A 22018-nucleotide genomic window follows, 5' to 3' on the forward strand; every position below is an offset into this window, starting at 1 on the left:
ATTGGGTGGCTAATTAGCAGACCTGGTTTAGCGGGTCGAACTTGGCATTAGCGAAAACAGCTCCGGCTGTTTTTGCGCTTCTTGTTGAATACTCTCATCAATCGGTGTGTCGTAGGTTTTGAGCAGATAGCCCAGCACCGAATAGAAACCCACCATGGCGATCAGGTCGATCACTGCCTTGCGTCCGATCGCCTCGGCAAGTTCTGCTTCCTGCTCCTTGGCCAGCATGCGCTCATCGAATAACGCATCCACGGCGTTGACGATAAGACCATCAACGCCTTCGGGAGTACCGCGAATAGCCGTGATCCGGTGTTCGGAGAATCCCAGGGCGAGTGCACGACTAACATGATGGGCCCACTCGTAGGCTGAGCCCATACGCAAACCTGCGCGTAAAATCACCACTTCGGTCAGCTCCGGGCCTAACGCATTCTCCTTAACAACGTGTTGGCGCAAGGGCGCCCACGCTCTAAGCAAGGCCGGGTGATGGGCCATGGTGCGATAAACGTTGAGTGCGCCAGCAAAGCCCTCGCGTAAATCTGCGATCTCCTCAGGCCAATCGGCGTCGGAAACCGGCGGGCAGGGGGATGTTGTCATGGGTGGACTCCAGTCAGGGGGTTATTGAGATAGTTATTTGAGATCGTTGTTTGATTACTCTGCGATGGCCGCGCCGATGGCCTCGGCAATACGCTCAATCATCAGATCGACTTCGTCAGGCGCAATGATATAGGGCGGAGCCAGCAAGATATGGTCGCCGTGAATGCCATCAATAGTGCCGCCCATCGGGTAGCTGATCAGGCCACGGGCCATGGCTTGACGCTTGATCTTGGCGTGAAGCTTGCGCGCCGGATCGAAAGGCGTTTTGCTTTCCCTATCCGCCACCAGCTCGATACCGCGAAACAAGCCCCTGCCGCGAATATCGCCCACATGGGGCGATGCGCCGAGCGCCGCTTCCAGGCCGCTTTGCAGTCTCGCGCCCATGGCGTTTACGTTCGCCAGCGTCTCTGGCCGTGCAATAATTTCGACCACTTTATTGGCGGCCGCGGCGGCAACAGGGTGACCAAGATAGGTATGGCCATGCTGAAACAGCCCAGACCCATTGGCGAAACTGGCGTAGATATTGGCCGATAGCATCACCGCGCCGATAGGCTGGTAGCCGCCGCCCAGCCCTTTGGCGATGGTGACGATATCCGCTGTCGCCCCATCCTGTTCGCAGGCGAAGACGGTGCCGGTTCTGCCCATGCCGCACATCACTTCGTCGAGGATCAGCAGTACGCCGTATTTATCGCAAATGGCACGCACGCGTTTGAAGTAATCCGCCTCAGAGGCGACCGCCCCTAAGGTGGCACCGACGACGGGTTCGGCAACGAAGGCCATGACCTCTTCAGGGCCAAGCTCCAGAATCTTTGCCTCAAGCTCCTCGGCAAGCCGTGCAGCGTAGGCCTCGGGCGTCTCGTCGGTGCCCTTGTCGCGATAGGCATAGCAGGGCGATACATGGTGGGTTTCTGGCAGAATGGGCTGAAACTGCTGGCGCCGCATGGCATTGCCACCGGTTGCCAACGCGCCAATGGTATTACCGTGGTAGCTCTGGCGTCTGGCAATGATATGCCGCCGCTGGGGCTGATTAATCTCTACAAAGTACTGCCGGGCCATTTTAAGCGCCGCTTCGACGGCTTCTGACCCACCCGACACCAGGTAGACGTAATCCAGCCCTTCAGGGGCTAAATCCACGAGCTTCTCGGCAAGCGCTTCGGCGGCATCGGTAGTAAAAAATGAGGTGTGGGCGTAACAGAGGCTATCGATCTGCGAGCGCATGGCGGCCAGCACTTCCGGATGGGCGTGTCCTACGCTGGTGACCGCAGCGCCGCCCGATCCATCCAGATAGCGCCGCCCCGTGGAATCGGTGATATAGACACCCTGTGCCGATGCAGCATGAGGCAGTGCCCCGCCGATACCGCGGTGAAGAATACGCGTCATAGCCCCTGCTCCTCATTAACAAACAGTGAGAAATTCACATAGCAAGAAGATTGGCACACTCACAAAGATATTTGCAACAAATAAATCATTAAAATATAGTATGAAACATATGGATCATTTTTTTCTAAAAGAGCCCACTACGATGCAGCCGAGCGATCCACTGAGAGAGCGGATGATTGCCCAGTACGATGCCATGTCTGCGCAGTTGCAACAGGCCGCTCGCTACGTGCTTGAACATCCGGAGGAAGTGGCGCTGGTTTCAATGCGCGAGGTGGCGCGCCTAGCGGGTGTGCAGCCCGCCACCATGACACGGCTTGCCAAGTTCTTGGGATTGCCAGGCTACGACGAACTTCGGGCCCAGCATGCGGCAGCGTTACGTCAGGGGAGCGATGGTTTTGCGGCCAAGGTTCGCCAGCGGGTCGATAAAGGCAGTGAAAGGGGAGCCTGCGATACCGCCTCGCATATGCTTCAGGGGCTAAGTGCCCAGCTTACTAAGCTGGGCGAGCCCGATTCGCTCCGGCGGCTGGAAGCCACAGCCGATAGGTTAAGATCTGCAAGAAAAGTGTACGTGCTGGGTTTACGTTCCTGCCATGCCGTTGCCTGGCATTTCCATTACGTGATGACCCTACTGGGCGAGCGCTCGGTGCATCTGGATGGGCCTGGGGGTACCGGCGGAGATGGGCTAATTCGTGCCACATCTGAGGATGTATTGCTCGTTATCTCCATCAAACCTTATGCAACAGGGACGCTGGAACTGGCCCAACTGGCAAAAGATAAGGGGGTGGGGATTGTTTCCATCACCGATAGTGAAGTGTCGCCGCTGGTGGGGATGTCAGCGCAGACGATTCTATGCCCCACGGAAACCGATAGCTTTTTCCACACGCTAACCCCGGCATTAGCCATTTCCGAAGTGCTGTGCAGCTTATTGGCGGAATTCGACCGGCCTAAGACGCTAGACGCTTTGCAGCAAGCGGATGAACACCTCTCGGATCTCAATACCTATGCAACCGCTATTCCCAGGCGGCAGTGAGGAGAGGCGAGGCTTGGTAACCCAGCCTCATTGTCAGGTAAATCCTTCGATAATTACCGAGCGGTAATTATCAGTCGTCTCGTCGGTTTATTAGGATTAAATATTACCGAGCGGGCATATTTTGGAGCAAACATCTTCTGGCAAAAAGGCGGCCCAAGGCCGCCCCGTTAAAGTGCACTGTATCTTAATAACAAATGCTTAAGTATTTAAGATAACGCCACCATTCAGGTGCATGGTCTGGCCACTCATGTAGGAGGACTCCTCGCTGGCCAAGTAGACATACGCCGGCCCCATTTCGCTGGGCTGGCCTGCGCGCTTCATGGGCACCTGGCCGCCGAATGACGCCACCTTCTCATCCTCAAAGCTGGCCGGAATCAGCGGCGTCCACACCGGCCCTGGCGCTACGGCGTTAACGCGAATGCCCCGATCCATCAGCGACATCGCCAGCGAGCGTACCAGGCCCTGAATAGCGCCTTTGGTAGCGGTGTAATCGATCAGCGTATCGTTGCCCTTAAAGGCATTGATTGAGGAGGTGGCAATAATAGTGTCACCTTCGCTGAGATGCGGCAGGGCAGACTTGGTGAGATAGAAGTGGCTGAAGATATTGGTCTGAAAGGTGCGCAGCAGTTGATCATCGGGGATCTCGGTAATGTCGTCCCAGTCATACTGCTCGGCGGCGTTATTGATGACGATATTGATCTTGCCGAAGTGGTCGAGGGTGCGCTTCACGATCTCACGGCAAAACGCTGGCGCTGCCACATCGCCTTTCAAAACCAAACAGCGCCGGCCTTCAGCTTCCACCAGCCGCTTGGTCTCTTCCGCATCTTTGGTTTCTTTAAGATGGACGATCACACTGTCGGCGCCTTCACGGGCATAGTGCACGGCCACTGAACGTCCTATGCCGCTGTCGCCACCGGTAATAATCGCCACTTTATCCAACAGCTTCTCGGTACCGCGGTAGCTGTCACGGATATATTCAGGCTCAGGGCGCATGGCGTGTTCATCGCCCGGCTGTTTATCCTGGTGCTGGGGTGGTTGGTGTTGATCACTCATGTGCGGTCACTCCATTGTTGGCACAGAAAATGTCGTTTGCCATCTAACGCCTACCCACTCCTCGGGCGAGCGTTCCCCTAAACGTAGACCAAAGGCGAAGAAACTAGCAAACCTACCGCAAGGAGGATGCCTTTTCAGCTGTTTAACTTAATGGCTATAGCTAACGTTATTTCATTTGTTGAAGGTTAATTTAATAACCTATGTTAATAAGATAAAAGTTCTCAGAGAATTAATTGTTTATAAATTGACAATAGTAGAATGGCCGCTATGTTTTGAAGGTGGCGCATCTGTTAAATAAATCAGTGTAATTGGTTAAGTATTAGTACCTGTTTTATTTAAGTGCATAATTGTACTGATTAATTGCATCTTGTAGATGTGCACTGACGTTGATTTTGTTTCACCACGGATGCTGACATGTGAGACGACAAGGAGGAAGTGACAGATGATCGATCAAGGAAATCAGCCTAGTCCCGGCGCGCCCAGCCAGCCAAATCCCTCGAAGGAGTCGCTCAAGCAGCAAGGACGCGACACCGCCCACGATGTAGGCGAGGCGGCCCAACACCAAGCCGAAGGCTATTTTAATCAACAGCGTGATAATGCGGCGGAACAGTCCCATAAACTAACGGGCGTTCTGCAAAAAATGGCCGATGAGTTTGATAACCAGCAGCAGCCTTTTTTCTCAAAACAAGCGAAAAAGTTTGCTGATACTACCGAGCGTTTTTCCCATAACTTGCGTGATAAGGATTTACGCACTGTTTGTAATGAGGCGCAGAGTTTTAGTCGCCGCGAACCTGCGCTGTTTGTCGGGGGTGTAATAGCCGCCGGTTTTTTAGCTGCACGGTTCCTGCGCAGTTCAGGCCAGCACTCGCACAGTAACGATTCGAACTCACGTTATTCAAATACGCCAGATGAGCGCTCTACGGGTCTTCCAATGCAGGAAAATGTTCCTGTCGGGCAGGCATCATCGGCTAGCCAGGCATCAAGCCTTTCAGGCAGCCCCGTTCCGAGTGGTGGGGCAATAGGTTCAGCGGGTCGAGAAAATGGAATGCCCTAACCAGGGGCCGGGAGGCAAAGAATGGATTCTGAAAACAAACCTACGTCGCAAGGCTCTTCGGTAGGCTCGCTACTCTCCACGGTGATGCACGAGATTAGCTCCCTGGTGCGCAACGAAGCTGAGCTTGCCAAGACCGAGATATCAGAGAAAACCCACCAGGCCATGGCGGGCATTGCTTCAATCGCCATTGCCGGTGCGGTGCTGCTCGGCGGTTTTTTAACCCTGCTGGCCGCCGCAGTATTTCTGCTCAATGAAATACTGCCACCTGACACTACCCCTTGGCTGTCGGCACTGATTGTGGGTGGGGTGGTAACGGTGATTGGCATCATCATGCTCAAAGCGGGCCAAAAGAAGCTGCAGGCGCGCAGTTTAATGCCTACTCGGACGATGAGCAGTTTGCATAGTGACAAGGCGGTGGCCCAGAAGCATCAGCACAACCTCAAGGAGGAGTTGAAATGACGGATCATGACAACCAGCGAAGCTCAGAAGAGATTGAAAAGGACATCCATCAATCCCGTGAACGCCTCGATTCCACGCTAAACGAGATCGAAGAGCGCTTCTCTCCACAGCAGTTGCTGAATACATCCTACGACTATTTGCGCCATGGCGGTGCCAACGAATTCGTGGCTAATTTGGGCACCACGATTAAGCAGAACCCGCTGCCTTTTCTGGTGACCACTGCGGGGCTAGGCTGGATGATGCTGTCACAGCGTCAGCCGCATCAAGGCCAGCATCGCTATGGGCACAGCGGTGCACCGGGTATTCCCGTGCATGAGGGCACCCCTCCGAATGCCGCTATGCATGCTCAATCAACAGGCAATGCCGGTGTAACGGAGCACACCAGTAATGGCCAAGGCCGTATGAGTGAAATGACCCATAAGGCCAAAGATTCTGCTCACCACCTAGGCCAGAAAGCCAAGCAAACGGCGCAACAGTGGGGCGATAAGGCGCACCACATGGGGGATAGCATGCGCGATTCCACGTCTCACCTACAGCATGGCGCTCACGATAACCTACACGACATGGGGCAGCGTGCGCACCGTGCTGAGCGCCAGGCTTCCGATTTTATTCAGGAGCATCCGCTGGTGGTTGGCGCGCTAGGCTTTGCGCTGGGCGCCGCCTTGGGCGGTATTTTCCCCGCCACCAAGAAAGAGGACGAGTATATGGGCGAGTATCGTGACCGCGTGCTTCATAAGGCTGCTGACACAGGGCAGGCGCAGGCGGATAAAGCTCAACACGTCATTCACGAGAAGGCCGAGTCGTTTAAAGGCGGATCGCAGCCTTCAAGTGCTTACGCACATGACACGAGTAGCAGTGACCCAAACACCCATGACACAAGCTTCAATGCGCCGCAGAATCGGGCGACGGGCCTACCCAGCGACCCTACCCCTTTTGCTGAACGCCGGGGGTCAGAGTGGTTTGATGCCGAGAAAAACCGTTCTGAGCAAAACAGCCCTGAAAGGCACAGCCCGGGCCTTGCGGGCTCGAGTACCCCCTCTGGTAACACCCAGGGGTCGGGCACTAACCGCACCCCCTAAGGTGCCTATTTGGCTGCTAATCCTAGCGGCCGAAGAAACCAAGACCACATAAGGTAAGGAGTAAGCGATGACTCAAGTTCCCGAGAACGACAAAAAGGCCCCCAAAGATCGTGACGATCACCACGATGAGGCCAATCCGATGCCGGATACCCACCATGTGAACCCGGAATCCGATGATAATAAAAAGTCAGGTAAGGATTCCAAGAAATAAGCTATGCAACATTGTTTCTATGCAGAATTGTTTAGGCCAACGCTAAACAACAAAGGCGCTACTTCCGGTAGCGCCTTTTCTATTAGCGCTAAACCTCTATGTTGATAGAGGTCGTTGAAACGGAAATGTCACCTAGCGAGGCAGGCAGCAACTGCCCCAGTGAGGAGTAGAGGGCCTCAGAAGTGGATGCTGCAACCGCGTGATCAGTCTTTTCCATTATGTCTTCTGCTTTCTTGAGCTCCCTACGGGCTTCCTTGTCTTCTTCTCTCAGCCGAATCTTCAGTTCGTTAACCGCTTCGCGCAGCGCTTTTTGGGCGTCAGTCAGTACGCCGCGGAGTGCGTGTTCACTAGCGCTGGGGCCATTGGATTTTGAGCGATTGTCTTCATTCTGAGTGAGAGTGGGCAGGCTAGGTAATACGCTGAGTTCGGTGGATTCATCACCGTCAGACTCGCCCGCTGCTTTTTCGGCCTCTTGCCCCGCCTTTTCTTCAGTACTTTTCTCAGCGTCTTCCTCGGTTGTTTGTGCGCTGTTTTCGGCTTGCTGTGCGTCGCTCGACACACTTGCCTGGGCGCTCTCATCACCACCCGCCTGGGCTCCGGCTGATTCGGCTCCGCTGGTTTGAGCGACGGCCGGTTGAGCTGCTGTCGTGGGGATTCCTGGCGTGGGAACTGCGGTCGTTGCAACCACGGACGGAATCGCGGTCATGCCAGCACCACCGCCACCTTGATTGTTCAGTAGCTTAGCCGCACCGGCAAGCTCACGGGCGATGCTCTTGAGCTCCTTGGCCATGTTTTTAAGCTGTTCAGGAGAGGCGAAAGCCATCATGGCTTTCAGCATTTCAATCCGCTGGCGCAGGAAACCCACTTTATCGGTGGCCTGCTGCTGGGAGGCTTCCTTTGGCGTAGGTAGCGACGCCAAGCTCTCCAAGGCTTCCTGCTGCTTTTTAAGGCGCTTTGTGAACGGGTCGTCTTCAGCAGGCTCGCTCTTTTGGGGGGCGACGCGGGTAGGCGTTAAAAACTGCGGCTTATCCTGGCGCTGATTAATCAGTGTAAAAGACGAAAATCCAATCTTCATGGCGGTATCCTCTCCTCATTGTTAGAAGATATCGACCATTTAACTTAGGACTTTAACCCCCGGACTTTAGACGCCGCTTAACTTCCACGCTTAGCCTGCCTTCGCCAAGCTTCAGTTTCAGCTTCTGGCCGGGCTGGGTATCTTCCGCGCGGCGAATGATCTGCCCCTGCTCATCCTGGGCAATCGCATAGCCGCGCCCCAGCACCGCCAGCGGGCTGACCGCGTTTAACTCCCGCGCGGCGGCTTTCAAGCGTGCCTGTCGGCTCTCCAGCTGGCGCTGCATCGCACTCCCCAAACGGCGCTGTAACTGGCTCACGCGTTCGCTTTCTGCGCGATGTAATCGTCCCATATCCTGGCTGGCCAAGCGCCTGCTCAGCTGTGTCACCTGGGCTTTTTGTTGACTAAGCGTTTGCTGCATGGCGCGATTCAAGCGCTGATTGAGGGCGGTTAAGTGCTGGCGCTGGCGGTTGAGTTGTTCGCCGGGGTGGCGCAGCTTGGCGCGTAGGGTATCCAGCCGCTGGCTGTCGCGCTCTAACCGTGCCTGCATGGCCCGCTGCAGGCGGCTGTGCTGATGCTCCAGCTGGCGCTTGAGGGTGTTTTGGTCGGGAACCAAGCGCTCGGCGGCAGCCGATGGGGTAGGCGCGCGCATATCCGCGGCAAAGTCCGCCAGGGTGACATCCACCTCGTGGCCTACCGCCGACATCACCGGTAACCGGGAGTGAAAAATCGCCCTTGCCAGGTGTTCGTTGTTAAACGCCCAGAGGTCTTCCAGGCTACCGCCACCGCGGGTAATCAGAATCACATCCCGCTCAGGGTCTAGCCGCGCCTGACGGTTAAGCAGGCCCAAGGCGGAGATCATCGCCGGGGCCGCTTCTGCACCCTGCACCGGCACCGGAATCAGCGTCACATCCGCCAGCGGCCAGCGCGCTTCCAGCACCGCCAGCACATCGCGAATGGCGGCGCCGGTGGCCGAGCTTAAAATCAGCAGCTTGCGCGGCGGAAAGGGCAGCGGTCGGGCGTTGGCAAACACGCCTTCGCCTTCCAACTGCGCTTTTAAACGTTCAAAGGCCGCCAGCAGCTCGCCCAGGCCTGCCGCCTGAACGGCCTCGGCAATCAGTTGATAATCGCCGCGGGGCTCAAACAGCGACACCCGCCCACGCAGTTTGACCTGATCACCATCGCGCATCGGCGCTGAGACAAACCGCGCCCGCTGACGAAACAGCGCACAGCGGATCTGCGCCCGGTCATCCTTCAACGTGAAATAGACATGCCCGGACGCAGGGCGGGAAACGTTAGAGAGCTCGCCCTCCACCCACACTTCGCCCACATCGCGCTCAAGGGTTTGCTTGGCGCGCTGGTTGAGTTGGCTGACGGTGAGGGCCTGGGGAGTAGTGGGGGCCATAGAATTACCCGCGCTCGATCAGAAAACGTTTGAGAGCGTCAGGGTCAGGCACGCCCTGAATCATTTCGCCATCGATGACCAAGGTAGGCACCGACTGAATAAGTGCCTCTTCCACCGCATGCCGCTGGGCCATCTGGTGCTGCTCGCGGTAGCTGCCCTGGGCCAGCGCATCGAGTACCGCCTGGCGCTCAAGGCCCACCGACTCACCAATATCCGCCAGCACTTCCGGGTCGCCGATATCGCGCTCCTGCTGGAAGAACGCTTTCAGCGCGGCCATGGAGTAGGCGTGGCCCAAGCCCTGCTCTTCGGCCATGGCGAACACTTCAAAGGCTTTGTCGGTGCGCGGCTGGGGGGAAATATTGGGCAGCGTAATGGGCACGCCGAGCTTTTTGGCCATGGGGTAAACCGAATCCTGCCATATCTTAGGCAAGTAAGGATCCTCCACCTTCAGCGTGGGCACCGGGGCAGGGCGCAGCTCGAAGGGCCGCCAGCGGATTTCCACGTCTAGGCCTTCGGTCGCCTGGGCAATCGCCTCTTCCGCCAGCAGGCAGAAGGGGCAAACGTAATCGGTGTAAACAATAATTTGTTGAGACAAAAAGCCTCCTTGAACAGAAAAAATCGCCAGCTATCAGCCTAACAGCATACGTCATTAGCATTTGGTATAAGCACAACAGCCTGACTGCATTGCTGGAAAGGCCCTCAAAACGCTATAATAGGCGATTAACCTTTCACGCCCCACTTCCTCTCAATCAGGGTGTTGCCGCTATGCTACGTATGGCCCAAGAAGCACTAACGTTCGATGACGTTCTCCTCGTTCCCGGCTTCTCCGATGTTCTTCCCAAGGATGTCAGCCTCAAAACCCGCCTGACCCGCAATCTTTCGCTCAATATTCCGCTACTCTCTGCTGCGATGGACACCGTTACCGAAGCGCGTCTAGCGATTGCGATGGCCCAGGAAGGCGGCATCGGCATCATCCATAAGAGCATGGCCATGACCCAGCAAGCGGCTGAGGTGCGCAAGGTCAAAAAGCACGAAAGCGTGATTGTAAAAGACCCTGTCACCGTTAGCCCCAAAGCCAAGCTCGAAGACCTGCTCACCATGGCGCGTGAATACGGCTTCTCCGGTTTCCCGGTGGTAGAAGGCGAAACCCTGGTGGGTATCGTGACCGAACGCGATATGCGTTTCCAGCCTAATCACGGCGACAGCGTTGAAGCGATCATGACCCCCCGCGACCGGCTGATCACCGTGCCGGAAGGCACCGAGCTTGAAGTCAGTAAAGCTAAAATGCGCGAACACCGCATAGAGAAAATGCTGATCGTTGATGACGAGTTCCACCTGCGTGGCCTAGTCACCTTCCAGGATATCGAAAAAGCCCGCACTTACCCAATGGCCGCCAAAGACAGCGATGGCCGTTTGTTAGTCGGCGCAGCGGTAGGCACCGGCCCGGAAACCCCGGATCGCGTGGCCGCCCTGGCTGAAGCAGGGGTTGACGTGATCATTGTCGATACCGCTCACGGCCACTCCCAAGGCGTTCTTGACCGCGTTCGCTGGATCAAAGAGCACTTCCCACAGATTCAAGTGATTGGCGGCAACATCGCCACCGCCGGTGCTGCCCGGGCGCTGGCCGAAGCAGGCGCGGATGCCGTGAAAGTCGGTATCGGCCCTGGCTCGATCTGCACCACGCGCATTGTAGCTGGCGTTGGCGTACCGCAAATTACCGCGGTTTCCAACGTCGCCGAAGCGCTCAAAGAGTATGACATTCCGCTGATTGCCGATGGCGGCGTGCGCTACTCCGGTGATTTGGCCAAGGCGATTGCCGCTGGCGCCAGCGCCGTGATGGTCGGTGGCCTGCTGGCCGGTACCGAAGAAGCCCCCGGCGAAGTCGAGCTTTACCAGGGCCGTACCTACAAGGCCTACCGTGGCATGGGCTCCATGGGTGCCATGTCGCAGAGCCAGGGCAGCGCCGACCGCTACTTCCAGGATAAGAGTGAAGGCGCCGAGAAGCTGGTGCCGGAAGGCATCGAAGGCCGCGTTCCCTATAAAGGCATGATGAGCGCCATCGTTCACCAGCTAATGGGCGGGCTGCGCGCCTCCATGGGCTACACCGGCTGCCGCGATATTCAGGAAATGCGCACCAAACCGGAGTTTGTACAGATTACCGGCGCTGGCTTTAACGAATCCCACGTCCACAACGTGCAGATCACCAAAGAAGCTCCCAACTACCGGGTGAGCTAACCAGCAAAATGAGTTATATGGCGCGGCGGGCATTGCCCCGCCGCTTGCTTTTTGGCCTTACCAGCGGCACCCACACCGCTTAACCGAGACCCCGCCATGAGTGACATTCACGCCCATAAGATTTTGATTCTCGACTTCGGCTCCCAGTACACCCAACTGATCGCCCGCCGCGTACGCGAAATTGGCGTCTATTCCGAAGTCCGCGCGTTTGATATCACCGAAGAAGAGATCCGCGAGTACAACCCCAACGGCATTATCATGGCTGGTGGGCCGGAATCCGTGACGGAACTGGACTCCCCGCGTGCGCCGCAGTGCGTGTTTGAAATGGGCCTGCCGGTGTTTGGTATCTGCTACGGCATGCAAACCATGGCCGAGCAGTTGGGCGGTAAGGTAGAAGGCTCCAACCAGCGGGAATTCGGCTACGCACAGATTCAAATCGACGAAGACAACGCGCTGTTCAAAGACATCAAAGACCATGTGGACGCTAAAAGCGGCAAAACCCTGCTGGACGTATGGATGAGCCACGGCGACAAGGTCGCCCAAGCGCCCGCCGAGTTCACCGTGACTGCCTCTACGCCGAGCTGCCCGATTGCCGCCATGGCCTGGGAAGAGAAACAGTTTTACGGCGTTCAGTTCCACCCGGAAGTAACTCACACCCTGCAGGGCCAGCGCATTCTTGAGCACTTCGTGCTGGATATCTGTAAAGCCGAAAAGCTCTGGACGCCCGCACAAATCATCGAAGACCAGGTTCAGCGCGTACGCGAGCAAGTGGGTGACCGCCACGTACTGCTCGGCCTCTCCGGCGGTGTAGATTCCTCTGTGGTTGCCGCATTGCTGCACAAAGCCATTGGCACCCAACTGACCTGCGTCTTCGTCGACAACGGCCTGCTGCGTAAAGCAGAGGGTGACCAGGTCATGGAAACCTTCGCCAAGCACATGGGCGTGAAGGTGATTCGCGTAGACGCCGAAGACCTGTTCCTCGGCAAGCTGAAGGGCGAAAAAGACCCAGAAGCCAAGCGTAAAATCATCGGCAACACCTTTATCGACGTATTCGATGAAGAAGCCAGCAAAATTGAAGGCGTCGACTTCCTGGCCCAGGGCACCATCTACCCGGACGTGATCGAATCCGCTGCCTCTAAAACAGGCAAAGCGCACGTGATCAAATCCCACCACAACGTGGGTGGGCTGCCGGAAACCATGAAGCTCAAGCTAGTCGAGCCGCTGCGCGAACTGTTTAAAGACGAAGTGCGCAAACTCGGCCTCGAACTCGGCCTGCCCTACGATATGGTTTACCGCCACCCGTTCCCCGGCCCCGGCCTGGGCGTGCGTATCCTGGGCGAAGTGAAGAAAGAGTACGCCGACATCCTCCGCGATGCCGACGCTATCTTCATCGAAGAGCTACGCGCCTCTGGATGGTACGAAAAAACCAGCCAAGCGTTTGCCGTGTTCCTGCCGGTGAAATCCGTAGGCGTAGTCGGCGACGGCCGCCGCTACGAATGGGTCATCGCGCTACGCGCGGTCGAAACCATCGACTTCATGACCGCCCGCTGGGCGCACCTGCCCTATGAGCTGCTGGAGAAGGTTTCTAACCGGATTATCAATGAGTTGGAAGGGGTGTCTCGGGTGACTTATGATGTCTCCAGCAAGCCGCCTGCTACTATTGAGTGGGAGTGATGAAACTTCCATCCAAACTGTTAGCGAGTATTTTGAATGTATGATGTTAAATAGTTTTTTGCTAAGGATATTGCCGTTCTGGGATTAGGATCGGATCTCAAAACCTTTACCTCCGTAGTACACCGGTGTTTCTGGGCTTGGATCTTGCGGCTTCAACTCATTGTGATTTGTGAGGCTTCATTTATTTGGAGTGAACTGTATGGTTGCATGTGCCCAGTTCTCCACTAAAGGTGGTATGCAGAAGGTTTGGTATTATTGGGGTGGAGCTTGGATGCCATGTTGGTTGACATGATTCGGGAGTTTGCAGCGTGAGTGATTTATGGAAGCTTCCTAAAACGTGGTGTTGGGCAACGATGGGAGACGTTGCAGAAGTTGTAGGTGGTGGAACGCCGCCTACAAAAGATTCAAGCAACTTTGGTGGGCAAATCCCTTGGGTAACCCCATCAGATCTCTCCGGTTACAATCAGAAATTCATAGTACGTGGAGCACGGAATATCACGGAAACAGGGTTTCAAAATTCAGGGGCAAGGTGGCTTCCTGAAGGGGCAGTGCTGTTTAGCTCACGTGCACCGATTGGGTATGTGGCTATCGCCTCAAACCCATTGACAACCAGTCAAGGCTTTAAGAGCTATGTTCCTTTCGAAGGTGTGAGCTCGGACTATGTCTATCACTGGCTTACCTCAGCGAAACAATATGCTGAAAGTTTGGCTAGTGGGACTACCTTCCTCGAAATCTCTGGGGCGAAGGCTGCGCTAGTTCCATTTCCTATAGCGCCTACCGCAGAGCAAATACGCATTGTAAAGAAGCTTGATGAACTTCTATCCAGTCTTGATGCAGGCGTGGCTGAGTTGAAGATGGCGCAGTCCAAGCTCTCGCAATACCGCCAGACGCTGCTAAAGGAAGCCCTGGAGGGTAAACTAACGGTTGAGTGGCGTAAAAAAAATCATTCGATTGACGAATCTGGCTCGCAATTGCTTGAACGTATCCTGTATGAGCGCCGCCTTCGCTGGGAAAAGAGACAACTGGCTAGGTTCGCTGAAGAAGGCAAAAAGCCCCCTCGAGGCTGGCAAAAAAAATACCCAGAACCGGTGCAGCCCAACACCACCGATTTGCCACAGCTACCGCGAGGATGGGTGTGGGCGAGCTTGGATATGCTGGGTGATATTACTTCAGGAGTAGCAAAAGGAACTAAACGCTCGAGTGAGATAGCCTTACGAGAGGTGCCCTATCTACGAGTTGCTAACGTTCAGCGCGGATATTTAGATCTGACCGAGCTGAAAACGATCCTTGCAACGGAGCGTGATATCGCTGCGTTAAGTCTTCAAAATGGCGACATTTTGTTCAACGAGGGAGGGGATCGCGATAAGCTGGGGCGTGGCTGGGTATGGCGTAATGAAATTGCTGAATGTATTCACCAGAATCATGTATTTCGTATGCGGCCTTTTCTCTCAGAGCAACAGTCTGAGTTGATATCTCATCACGGAAATATTTTTGGAAAGCAGTGGTTTCAAAATGCTGGCAAACAAACCACTAATTTGGCATCCATTAATATGACTGTCTTAAGAACATTTCCTATCCCAGTAGCCTCAGCCGAAGAACAAGTAGAAATATTGAGTCAGATTCGTACTCAATTGGAAATTATTTTACAACAGGAACGGGCAATAGAGTTGAGCCTGAAGCAATCCTCTGCCCAACGCCAAAATATCTTACGTGCTGCTTTCTCTGGTCAGTTGGTACCACAAGATCGGAACGACGAACCTGCTAAAGTTTTGTTAGAAAATATTCGTGAAAAACGCGCTTTTCAGACTAAAACAGCTCCCAAAGAAAAAAAAGTCAGGACTTCGAAAATGCCATCCTCCAAGTCTATAACTCTCATAGAGTGGATCTCTTCGCAGGCGGAAACAGATTTCTCTTTTGAAAATATTAGGAATGCTGTTGCAGGTGATTACGAACAAATAAAAAGTGAGCTATTCGGTTTGCTTTCGGATGAGAAACCAATTGTCGAGCAATATTTTGACTCCTACTATGGGCAAATCCGCTTCAGGAGTTTGAAAAAATGAAGCTTGTTTCTCTAACGATTACAGGAGCAGATACTTGTGGTGGTCTGCTTGACGGGATAAATGTACCATTTAGAGGGCCGAATGCTAATACCAACTTGTTTGACCCAATATGCTTGGTCGGCCCGAATGGCACTGGTAAATCACAACTGCTGCAAGTGGTTGCGGAAATATTTCACTCAGTACTTTGCGAATTTTCACCGGAGGAAGAACGTGGTACTTCAAACGATGAACTTTTTTTTGAGCTTGAATACCTTATTTCAGATTTATATGAGAAATTTTCACGGGTTCGTATTAGCCGAAAACGAGACGGAACGCGGAAGAAAAAAATTAAAGTAGAAGTACTGGTTGATGAAGACTGGGAAGAATTAAACGATCCGCGAAGAATTTCAGAGCTATTGCCTGCCAAAGTCATTGGCTACACATCGGGTGATAATGAAACCCTGAGTCTGCCTTTCTTTGCAAGTAGGGCAGGTTACGCTGATGAAGTAGCTAAGAATGCCAAAAATAAAGATAAAAAAGATAAGCCAATCAAAGACCCTCGATTGATGCTAATTGATTACAGTACTAACCTTGAGGTCTTGGTAGCAAATCTACTACTCGGCTCAGAAGATGTTAAACAAAGACTCATCGAGACGCAAAGGCTTGAGAAATTCAGGTCTTTCCGATGCGTGGTTCAGCTCAACCACCCTGCTGCACCATCGGGAGGAGTGAAACTGACCCAAGAACTCCAAAATTACATCGGTTTCATGAAAAATGTTCCACATGTTTCGAGCATAATATTAAGAAAAATACTTACATTTTCGATTTTTTTATTGATGAATCTGTGCACCAAGCTTTTTCTCATTACTGGCCTGACGGTACATTAGAGCTGTATTCCTGCTTCCACAAGTTGGCAATGTTGAATGACTTGATTATTCCAAAGACTTCTAGGAAAAAATTTGATACAGGAATAAAAGACCGTCGGTTTGCATCCCGTTTGCCTGAACCAGTTGATGAGCACAAGGTATTTCGCTTCGAAAAGCTTGAATTTCTATTAACAGGAAAGAATAAGCCTGTCGATTACGTTTCCCTTTCTGACGGTGAGCACCAGTTGGCCCAGATCCTCGGGATGATTGGAATGGCATCTGGCCGTAATGTATTATTTTTGCTAGATGAACCGGAAAGCCATTTCAATCCGAGATGGCGTGTTGAATTTATTAAAATGATTCGTAATTTTCCTACTGATGTAGGAAGCAGGGCTTCTAATACAGAGGCTGCTCAGCAAGAATGTTTGTTGACTACCCATTCTCCTTTTGTGCCTTCGGATATGCAGAGGGAGAACGTGTTAATCTTTAAGAAAGATTTAGAAACGACCTCCATTAAGGTTCGTCTCCCTGAAATTCAGACTTATGGAAGCAAATTTGACGCGATTTTAGCGGAATGCTTTGAAATTCAACCACCTATTTCAGCGTTGCCAAGAGATGAAATTGACAATCTGTTGGTCAAAGGAAGCGCAGAGGAAATTCAAACTGCACTAAGTAATCTTGGAGATTCTACGGCTCGAATGAGGCTTGCAGCTCGCCTCGCTGCACTGCAAGAAGGTAAGGAATAAGCTGTGTTTTTTAATTACCCATCAGAGGCAATTCAGAACAATTGGATTCACAACTGTATTGTTTTGACTATCGAGAATATCTGTCAATCGCTGGATCAAGGCGAAGAAATTAAAGATTGCTCTAGTGTTATTCCTCAGGAATATTTTGAGAGGCTCAAGAAGAAAAGAAAAGTAAAAGAATTGTTTATTGAGTTTAGCAGAAGTGCGTCTGCTGTTTCTTCTGAAAATCGAAAGGTTTTCGTTTTAAAATTGAAGCAGCAAAATAATGTTGCCGGACTGTTAGATGGAACTGTTGATGTTCCAGTATTCGGAGATGGGCTTCAGTTTGTGCTTGAATCAGCAAAAGCTATTTTTGACGAGGGTTTTTCATTACTGTCGAAAATGGAGATCCGTGCAGAACATTATAAAATTATTTACGAAAAAATTAGTCACAAAACTTGCCCTTTTTGCGGAATGGAGCCTTTCGATGCACCTGGGCAAGCCAGTGAAGATGAAGATCACTACCTTGCTAGAAGCCACTACCCGCTAGCAGCTGCGAATTTTGAAAATCTTGTCCCAATGGGGGGGAAGTGCAATCAAAGATATAAAGGGCAAGAGGATGTATTATATTCTAATGGAGATCGTAGAAAAGCTATTTATCCTTATGGCACTGTTGTTGCTGATATTTCGCTTGAGAACTCTATTCCTATGTCAAATGGGCTTGGGAACCCACAGTGGATTATTGATGTTAACCCAGATATCGAAGAGATACGTACATGGGAAAGTATATTTTCCATAAAGAGTAGATTGGAGAATAGCGTCTTTGATCCCAATTTTGATAATTGGCTGTCCGCGTTGCCTGACTGGTTTTCTCATTCCAAGCTTGATGAAAGCGCGAGCAATGATGATGTTATTTATCAGCTAGAGCAACTGATGGAATATAGCCGAAAGCATCGCGGGCAAGGCCAAGAATTTTTCAAAGATAAAGTATATGAGTTCTTGCTTGTTCATTGTAAGCAAGGAAATTTACAACTGCTAGCAATGATTCGGGCTGCGTTGCCGACTAAAGTCATTGCGTAAAATAGAAGTCATGAATGAATACCTCATCTCTCATCCATAAAGTCTGGAACTTTTGTAACACTCTGCGTGATGATGGCGTGGGCTATGGCGACTATCTGGAACAGCTTACTTATTTACTGTTCCTGAAAATGGCGCATGAATATGCGCAGCCGCCGCATTTGCGAAAATCACACATCCCCCCAGAGTATGACTGGGCTAGCTTGCGCAATAAAACTGGAGTACCTCTTGAAGTTCATTACGTTGAGACACTGAACAAGCTTGGAAATCAATGCGGCATGTTGGGCGCTATTTTTTGCAAGGCACAGAACAAGATCCACGATCCCGCCAAGCTCTCGCGGTTGGTGCAGATGATCGACGAGCAAAGCTGGATCGGCATGAATATCGATACTAAGGGAGACTTGTACGAAGGTTTGCTCCAAAAAAACGCTGAGGATACAAAAAGTGGTGCCGGCCAGTACTTTACTCCACGCCCTATTATCCAGGCCATTGTGGCCTGTATGCAGCTACAGCCTAAAAAGACTATTGCTGATCCAGCATGTGGCACTGGTGGTTTCTTTCTAGCAGCCAATGAATGGCTCACCGGAACTGGTGAGTGGCTTAAGGTTAATGCCGAATGGCTAAAGCGCGATCTGCCTAAGCTCAATAGTACGCAAGCCAATTTCCTACGTGATAAGACCTTCCATGGAAACGAGATCGTGGCTAGCACCCGACGACTATGTCTGATGAATCTCTTCCTGCATGGCATAGGCGAAGTGGATGGTGAGCCGCGCATCGACAGAGCCGATGCGCTGGCTGTTGAACCCGATAAAAAAGTGGATTACGTGCTGGCCAATCCCCCTTTTGGTAGGAAAAGCAGCATAACCATCACCAACGAGGAGAGTGAAGAAGACAAGAGTGCATTGACCATAGAGCGCCAGGATTTCTGGGAAAGTACTTCTAACAAACAGCTCAATTTCCTGCAGCACATCGTAAGCATGCTCAAAAAAGGCGGTAAGGCGGCGGTAGTGCTGCCAGATAATGTACTGTTTGAAGGTGGTGCAGGTGAGAAGATTCGCCGCAAATTGTTGGAAACTTGTGACGTGCATACGATTTTGCGTTTGCCTACCGGCATCTTCTACGCAAATGGTGTAAAAGCGAATGTAGTTTTTTTGATAATGCTTCTAATGGCGAGAATGCAAATACTAAGGGGGTGTGGTACTACGATTTACGTACGAATAAACACTTTACTCTGAAGAGCCGCACCTTGAAGCTAGATGATCTTCATGATTTTATCACTTGTTTCAATCCGGGAAACCGGAGCGAACGACGTGAGACTGAGCGTTTCAAATACTATCGTTACGAAGATTTGATCATTCGTGATAAGGCGAATCTGGATATTTTTTGGTTGAAGGACGATAGTCTTGAGAATATCGATGATTTACCGCCCCCGTATGTGCTTCAGCAGGAGATTATTGAGCATATTGAAGCAGCATTGTTTGCGTTCAAAGATGTTGAGTCTGGATTAAAGTCTTAGGTTCTAAGGCTATGTTTTCTATATAAGGAGGTGCTGCTGTTTAATTAAAGATCGCTATCTACTAGTCATATTCGATTTTTGGGTGCGCGATACTCGCACCCTGCTGCAAATGATGGCCAGCGGGGTTGGCGTTAGCTTAGTGCCCACGCTGGCGTTAGTGAATAAACTCAACGCCGATATCGTAACCCGCCCCTTTTCTCCTAATAGAACGCGGCATCTAATTGCTTTCTGGCCCAAAAAGAAACCGCTTATTCCAGTAGGGCGGCAGTTGCTAAGAGAGTGCTGTTCTTGATTATTTTTGTCGTTAAGAGATAAGTCATGAAAATCGATCTATACCAAGTAGATGCCTTTGCCTCAAAGCCCTTTGAAGGCAACCCAGCGGCGGTGTGCCCGCTGGATGCGTGGTTGGATGATGCGCTGCTGCAGGCCATTACAGCGAAAAATAACCTTTCCGAAACCGCATTTTTCGTACCCACGGAAGCGGGCTACCACCTGCGCTGGTTTACGCCTTCGGTGGAGGTGGATCTGTGCGGCCACGCCACGTTAGCGGCGGCGTGGGTGGCGCTTCATATCTTGGGCGTTGTGGCAGAGGCGGTGGCCTTTGAAACCCGCAGCGGTGCGCTGACCATTCGGCGTGATGGCTATGCGCTGGCCATGGATTTCCCCGCGAAAACGCTAGCGCCTCTAGACATGCACGCGGAGGTAGCGGCTGCCCTGAGCGGTATCGAGATCGAGGAACTGCTTATCTCGGGTGACATTGTGGTGGTGGTTGAAGAGGCCAGCGTGATTGAACGCCTTGCGCCGGATATGCAGCAGCTTAAACAGCTACCGGGGCGGGGTGTGGCCGTCACCGCGAAAGGCGATGATGTGGATTTTGTGCCTCGCTGGTTTGGCCCCAAGGTCGGCGTGGAAGAAGACCCCGTCACCGGCTCGGCCCACACCTCGCTTGCACCTTACTGGGCAGCACGTTTAGATAAGCAGGCGCTGACTACCCGCCAGGGTGGCGCACGCCAAGGTGCGCTGAGCTGCGTTGTGGAAGGCGAGCGCGTAAAGATCAAAGGCCGTGTTGCGCCTTTTATCTAATGGGGCAAATTACTCTGCCTGAAAATTCCCTCCCTAGATTAGTCCCCCGCTCAATAAGACGCTCCCTTGAATGCCACTCTTTAAAGAGACGCAGTGGGGGTAGGTAATGAATTGAGAGGGAGTGAAACAACACTGCCCTTGGCGCAAAAGAGGGCATCGGCCCCAGCCGCTGTATACGTTACTATCTGCAACTGTTATTCACGGAGGAAGCACCCATGGCTATAGGCGGCTTGATAGGATTACTGGATGACATTGCCGCATTGGCGAAGTTGACTGCAGCATCATTGGACGATGTGAGTGCCGCCGCTGGGCGTGCGACGGCGAAGGCGGCCGGAGTGGTGGTGGATGATACGGCGGTGACGCCGCAATATTTGCAGGGGGTGGCTGCGGAGCGTGAACTGGCGATTGTGAAGAAGATCGCGCTGGGCTCGATTCGCAACAAGCTGATTTTTATCCTGCCGGTGGCGCTGCTGCTGAATCACTTTTTGCCCGCACTATTGCCGATCATCCTGATGATAGGCGGCACCTACCTGGCTTTTGAAGGCGCGGAGAAAGTCTGGCACAAGCTCTCTGGTCAGCATGACGACGATAAGCCAGCGGTAGAGAAGGGGCCGGAGGCCGAGAAACAGATCGTGGGTGGCGCCATTCGTACCGATCTGATTCTGTCCGCCGAAATCATGGTGATCGCGCTTTCAACAGTGTCCCATCAAGGATTCTGGTCGCAGATGGTTAGCCTGGTGGTGGTCGCGTTTTTCATCACTATTCTGGTGTATGGCGTGGTCGCGCTGTTGATCAGGATGGATGATATCGGCCTAAAGCTCGCCCAGCGGGATAGTTCGGGAGTGCAGACCCTGGGCCGTGGTTTGGTGACTGCTATGCCCAAGGTGCTAGCGACCATCTCGGTCGTGGGAACCGTCGCCATGCTCTGGGTGGGTGGGCATATCCTGATGGCCAATCTTGGTGCCGACGGTACGGGTTGGTTCAACGCTCCCTATGAGTGGGTACACCATATTGAGCAAGGCATTAGCGAGGCAACCGGTGCCTTGGGTGGCACGCTGGGCTGGAGCTTCAATACGCTGTGCTCTGCGGTGATTGGCTTTTTAGTGGGCTCGGTTGTGGTGGGGCTGCTGAACCTCATGCCCACCAAGAAAGCGCATGCTGAATAATTTTTAGCTGAGACGCTGATGATTTTTCCACTGCTGAACATTGATGCATCTGTGTGCAGTCAAGACACTACAGCACTAACAGCACTAACAGCACTAACAGCACTAACAGCACTAACAGCACTAACAGCACTAACAGCACTAACAGCACTAACAGCACCAACAGCACCAACAGCACCAACAGCACCACCGTTCACGCTTTATCTACATGAATGTGGAACTAGAGATGCCGACAGAGACATGGTCGATGGCTTCGTGGTGATTAAATGATCCCTCGCTCGCGCAGATGGAGCGGTATCTACT

22 protein-coding genes are annotated in these 22018 nt (G+C 52.8%); 16 read left to right on the plus strand and 6 right to left on the minus strand.

Translation table 11 applies throughout. The annotated features are described in order from the left end of the window. Window positions 1-27: 27 nt before the first annotated feature. Window positions 28-594: a carboxymuconolactone decarboxylase family protein gene (locus OM794_RS03925; protein WP_226250388.1), complete on the minus strand. Its 567-nt coding sequence runs from the start codon at window positions 592-594 to the stop codon at window positions 28-30. A 54-nt stretch (window positions 595-648) separates the two neighbouring features. Continuing rightward, the gene (locus OM794_RS03930; protein WP_226250387.1) at window positions 649-1974 is read right to left on the minus strand and encodes an aspartate aminotransferase family protein; all 1326 of its coding nucleotides are present in this window, start codon (window positions 1972-1974) and stop codon (window positions 649-651) included. A gap of 142 nt (window positions 1975-2116) precedes the next feature. Between OM794_RS03930 and OM794_RS03935 the strand changes: the two genes are divergently transcribed. Beyond that, the gene (locus OM794_RS03935) at window positions 2117-3004 is read left to right on the plus strand and encodes a MurR/RpiR family transcriptional regulator (protein ID WP_226250386.1); all 888 of its coding nucleotides are present in this window, start codon (window positions 2117-2119) and stop codon (window positions 3002-3004) included. 198 nt (window positions 3005-3202) lie between these two features. Here the strand turns inward: OM794_RS03935 and OM794_RS03940 are convergent, their stop codons facing one another. Continuing rightward, a complete protein-coding gene (locus tag OM794_RS03940) occupies window positions 3203-4057 on the minus strand; it encodes an SDR family oxidoreductase (RefSeq protein WP_226250385.1) in 855 nt (284 codons plus the stop codon). 442 nt (window positions 4058-4499) lie between these two features. Between OM794_RS03940 and OM794_RS03945 the strand changes: the two genes are divergently transcribed. The 4 genes from OM794_RS03945 to OM794_RS03960 all read left to right on the plus strand — a co-directional run bounded on the left by OM794_RS03945 (window position 4500) and on the right by OM794_RS03960 (window position 6860). After that, window positions 4500-5111 (plus strand): hypothetical protein, encoded by a 612-nt coding sequence (locus tag OM794_RS03945; protein ID WP_226250384.1) that lies wholly within the window; start codon window positions 4500-4502, stop codon window positions 5109-5111. 21 nt (window positions 5112-5132) lie between these two features. After that, window positions 5133-5570: a phage holin family protein gene (locus tag OM794_RS03950; RefSeq protein WP_226250383.1), complete on the plus strand. Its 438-nt coding sequence runs from the start codon at window positions 5133-5135 to the stop codon at window positions 5568-5570. After that, the gene (locus OM794_RS03955) at window positions 5567-6649 is read left to right on the plus strand and encodes a DUF3618 domain-containing protein (RefSeq protein ID WP_226250382.1); all 1083 of its coding nucleotides are present in this window, start codon (window positions 5567-5569) and stop codon (window positions 6647-6649) included. The genes OM794_RS03950 and OM794_RS03955 overlap by 4 nt, the downstream gene beginning before the upstream one ends. A 67-nt stretch (window positions 6650-6716) precedes the next feature. Then, window positions 6717-6860, plus strand: a complete 144-nt coding sequence (locus tag OM794_RS03960) for a hypothetical protein (protein WP_226250381.1) — start codon at window positions 6717-6719, stop codon at window positions 6858-6860. Between the two features lie 88 nt (window positions 6861-6948). On the opposite strand, the gene OM794_RS03965 is transcribed toward OM794_RS03960, so the two are convergent. Genes OM794_RS03965 through OM794_RS03975 form a run of 3 tightly spaced genes read right to left on the minus strand, consistent with a single transcriptional unit; the run spans window position 6949 to window position 9932 of the window. Beyond that, window positions 6949-7935: a hypothetical protein gene (locus tag OM794_RS03965; protein WP_226250380.1), complete on the minus strand. Its 987-nt coding sequence runs from the start codon at window positions 7933-7935 to the stop codon at window positions 6949-6951. A gap of 52 nt (window positions 7936-7987) precedes the next feature. Next, on the minus strand, window positions 7988-9337 hold the full coding sequence (gene xseA, locus OM794_RS03970; protein WP_226250379.1) for an exodeoxyribonuclease VII large subunit: 1350 nt from the start codon (window positions 9335-9337) through the stop codon (window positions 7988-7990). Window positions 9338-9341: 4 nt separating this feature from the next. Beyond that, window positions 9342-9932, minus strand: coding sequence for a DsbA family protein (locus OM794_RS03975; RefSeq protein ID WP_226250378.1), 591 nt, complete (start codon window positions 9930-9932; stop codon window positions 9342-9344). 170 nt (window positions 9933-10102) lie between these two features. Between OM794_RS03975 and guaB the strand changes: the two genes are divergently transcribed. The 11 genes from guaB (at window position 10103) to OM794_RS04030 (ending at window position 21718) form a co-directional block, all read left to right on the plus strand. Then, complete coding sequence (guaB, locus tag OM794_RS03980) at window positions 10103-11572, plus strand: IMP dehydrogenase (RefSeq protein WP_226250377.1); 1470 nt, start codon at window positions 10103-10105, stop codon at window positions 11570-11572. 96 nt (window positions 11573-11668) lie between these two features. Next, window positions 11669-13246 carry a glutamine-hydrolyzing GMP synthase gene (gene guaA / locus OM794_RS03985; protein WP_226250376.1) on the plus strand — a complete coding sequence of 526 codons (1578 nt, stop codon included), beginning with the start codon at window positions 11669-11671 and terminating at the stop codon, window positions 13244-13246. A 308-nt stretch (window positions 13247-13554) separates the two neighbouring features. Continuing rightward, window positions 13555-15306: a restriction endonuclease subunit S gene (locus OM794_RS03990; RefSeq protein ID WP_226250375.1), complete on the plus strand. Its 1752-nt coding sequence runs from the start codon at window positions 13555-13557 to the stop codon at window positions 15304-15306. Continuing rightward, window positions 15303-16172 (plus strand): ATP-binding protein, encoded by an 870-nt coding sequence (locus tag OM794_RS03995; RefSeq protein WP_265154276.1) that lies wholly within the window; start codon window positions 15303-15305, stop codon window positions 16170-16172. The genes OM794_RS03990 and OM794_RS03995 overlap by 4 nt, the downstream gene beginning before the upstream one ends. 29 nt (window positions 16173-16201) lie before the next feature. Then, on the plus strand, window positions 16202-16897 hold the full coding sequence (locus tag OM794_RS04000) for an AAA family ATPase (protein ID WP_265154277.1): 696 nt from the start codon (window positions 16202-16204) through the stop codon (window positions 16895-16897). 3 nt (window positions 16898-16900) lie between these two features. Beyond that, window positions 16901-17956 (plus strand): hypothetical protein, encoded by a 1056-nt coding sequence (locus tag OM794_RS04005; RefSeq protein WP_226250373.1) that lies wholly within the window; start codon window positions 16901-16903, stop codon window positions 17954-17956. A gap of 14 nt (window positions 17957-17970) precedes the next feature. Continuing rightward, entirely contained in the window at window positions 17971-19188 is a 1218-nt protein-coding gene (locus tag OM794_RS04010) for a class I SAM-dependent DNA methyltransferase (protein ID WP_265154278.1), read from the plus strand. An 11-nt stretch (window positions 19189-19199) separates the two neighbouring features. Further along, the gene (locus OM794_RS04015; RefSeq protein WP_265154279.1) at window positions 19200-19469 is read left to right on the plus strand and encodes a hypothetical protein; all 270 of its coding nucleotides are present in this window, start codon (window positions 19200-19202) and stop codon (window positions 19467-19469) included. Between the two features lie 82 nt (window positions 19470-19551). Then, on the plus strand, window positions 19552-19761 hold the full coding sequence (locus OM794_RS04020) for a LysR substrate-binding domain-containing protein (protein ID WP_226250371.1): 210 nt from the start codon (window positions 19552-19554) through the stop codon (window positions 19759-19761). Window positions 19762-19787: 26 nt separating this feature from the next. Next, window positions 19788-20552: a PhzF family phenazine biosynthesis protein gene (locus OM794_RS04025; protein ID WP_226250370.1), complete on the plus strand. Its 765-nt coding sequence runs from the start codon at window positions 19788-19790 to the stop codon at window positions 20550-20552. Window positions 20553-20767: 215 nt separating this feature from the next. Then, window positions 20768-21718, plus strand: coding sequence for a DUF808 domain-containing protein (locus tag OM794_RS04030; protein ID WP_226250369.1), 951 nt, complete (start codon window positions 20768-20770; stop codon window positions 21716-21718). Window positions 21719-22018: the final 300 nt, after the last annotated feature.

Source organism: Halomonas sp. BDJS001 (genome assembly GCF_026104355.1).
GTDB lineage: Bacteria > Pseudomonadota > Gammaproteobacteria > Pseudomonadales > Halomonadaceae > Vreelandella.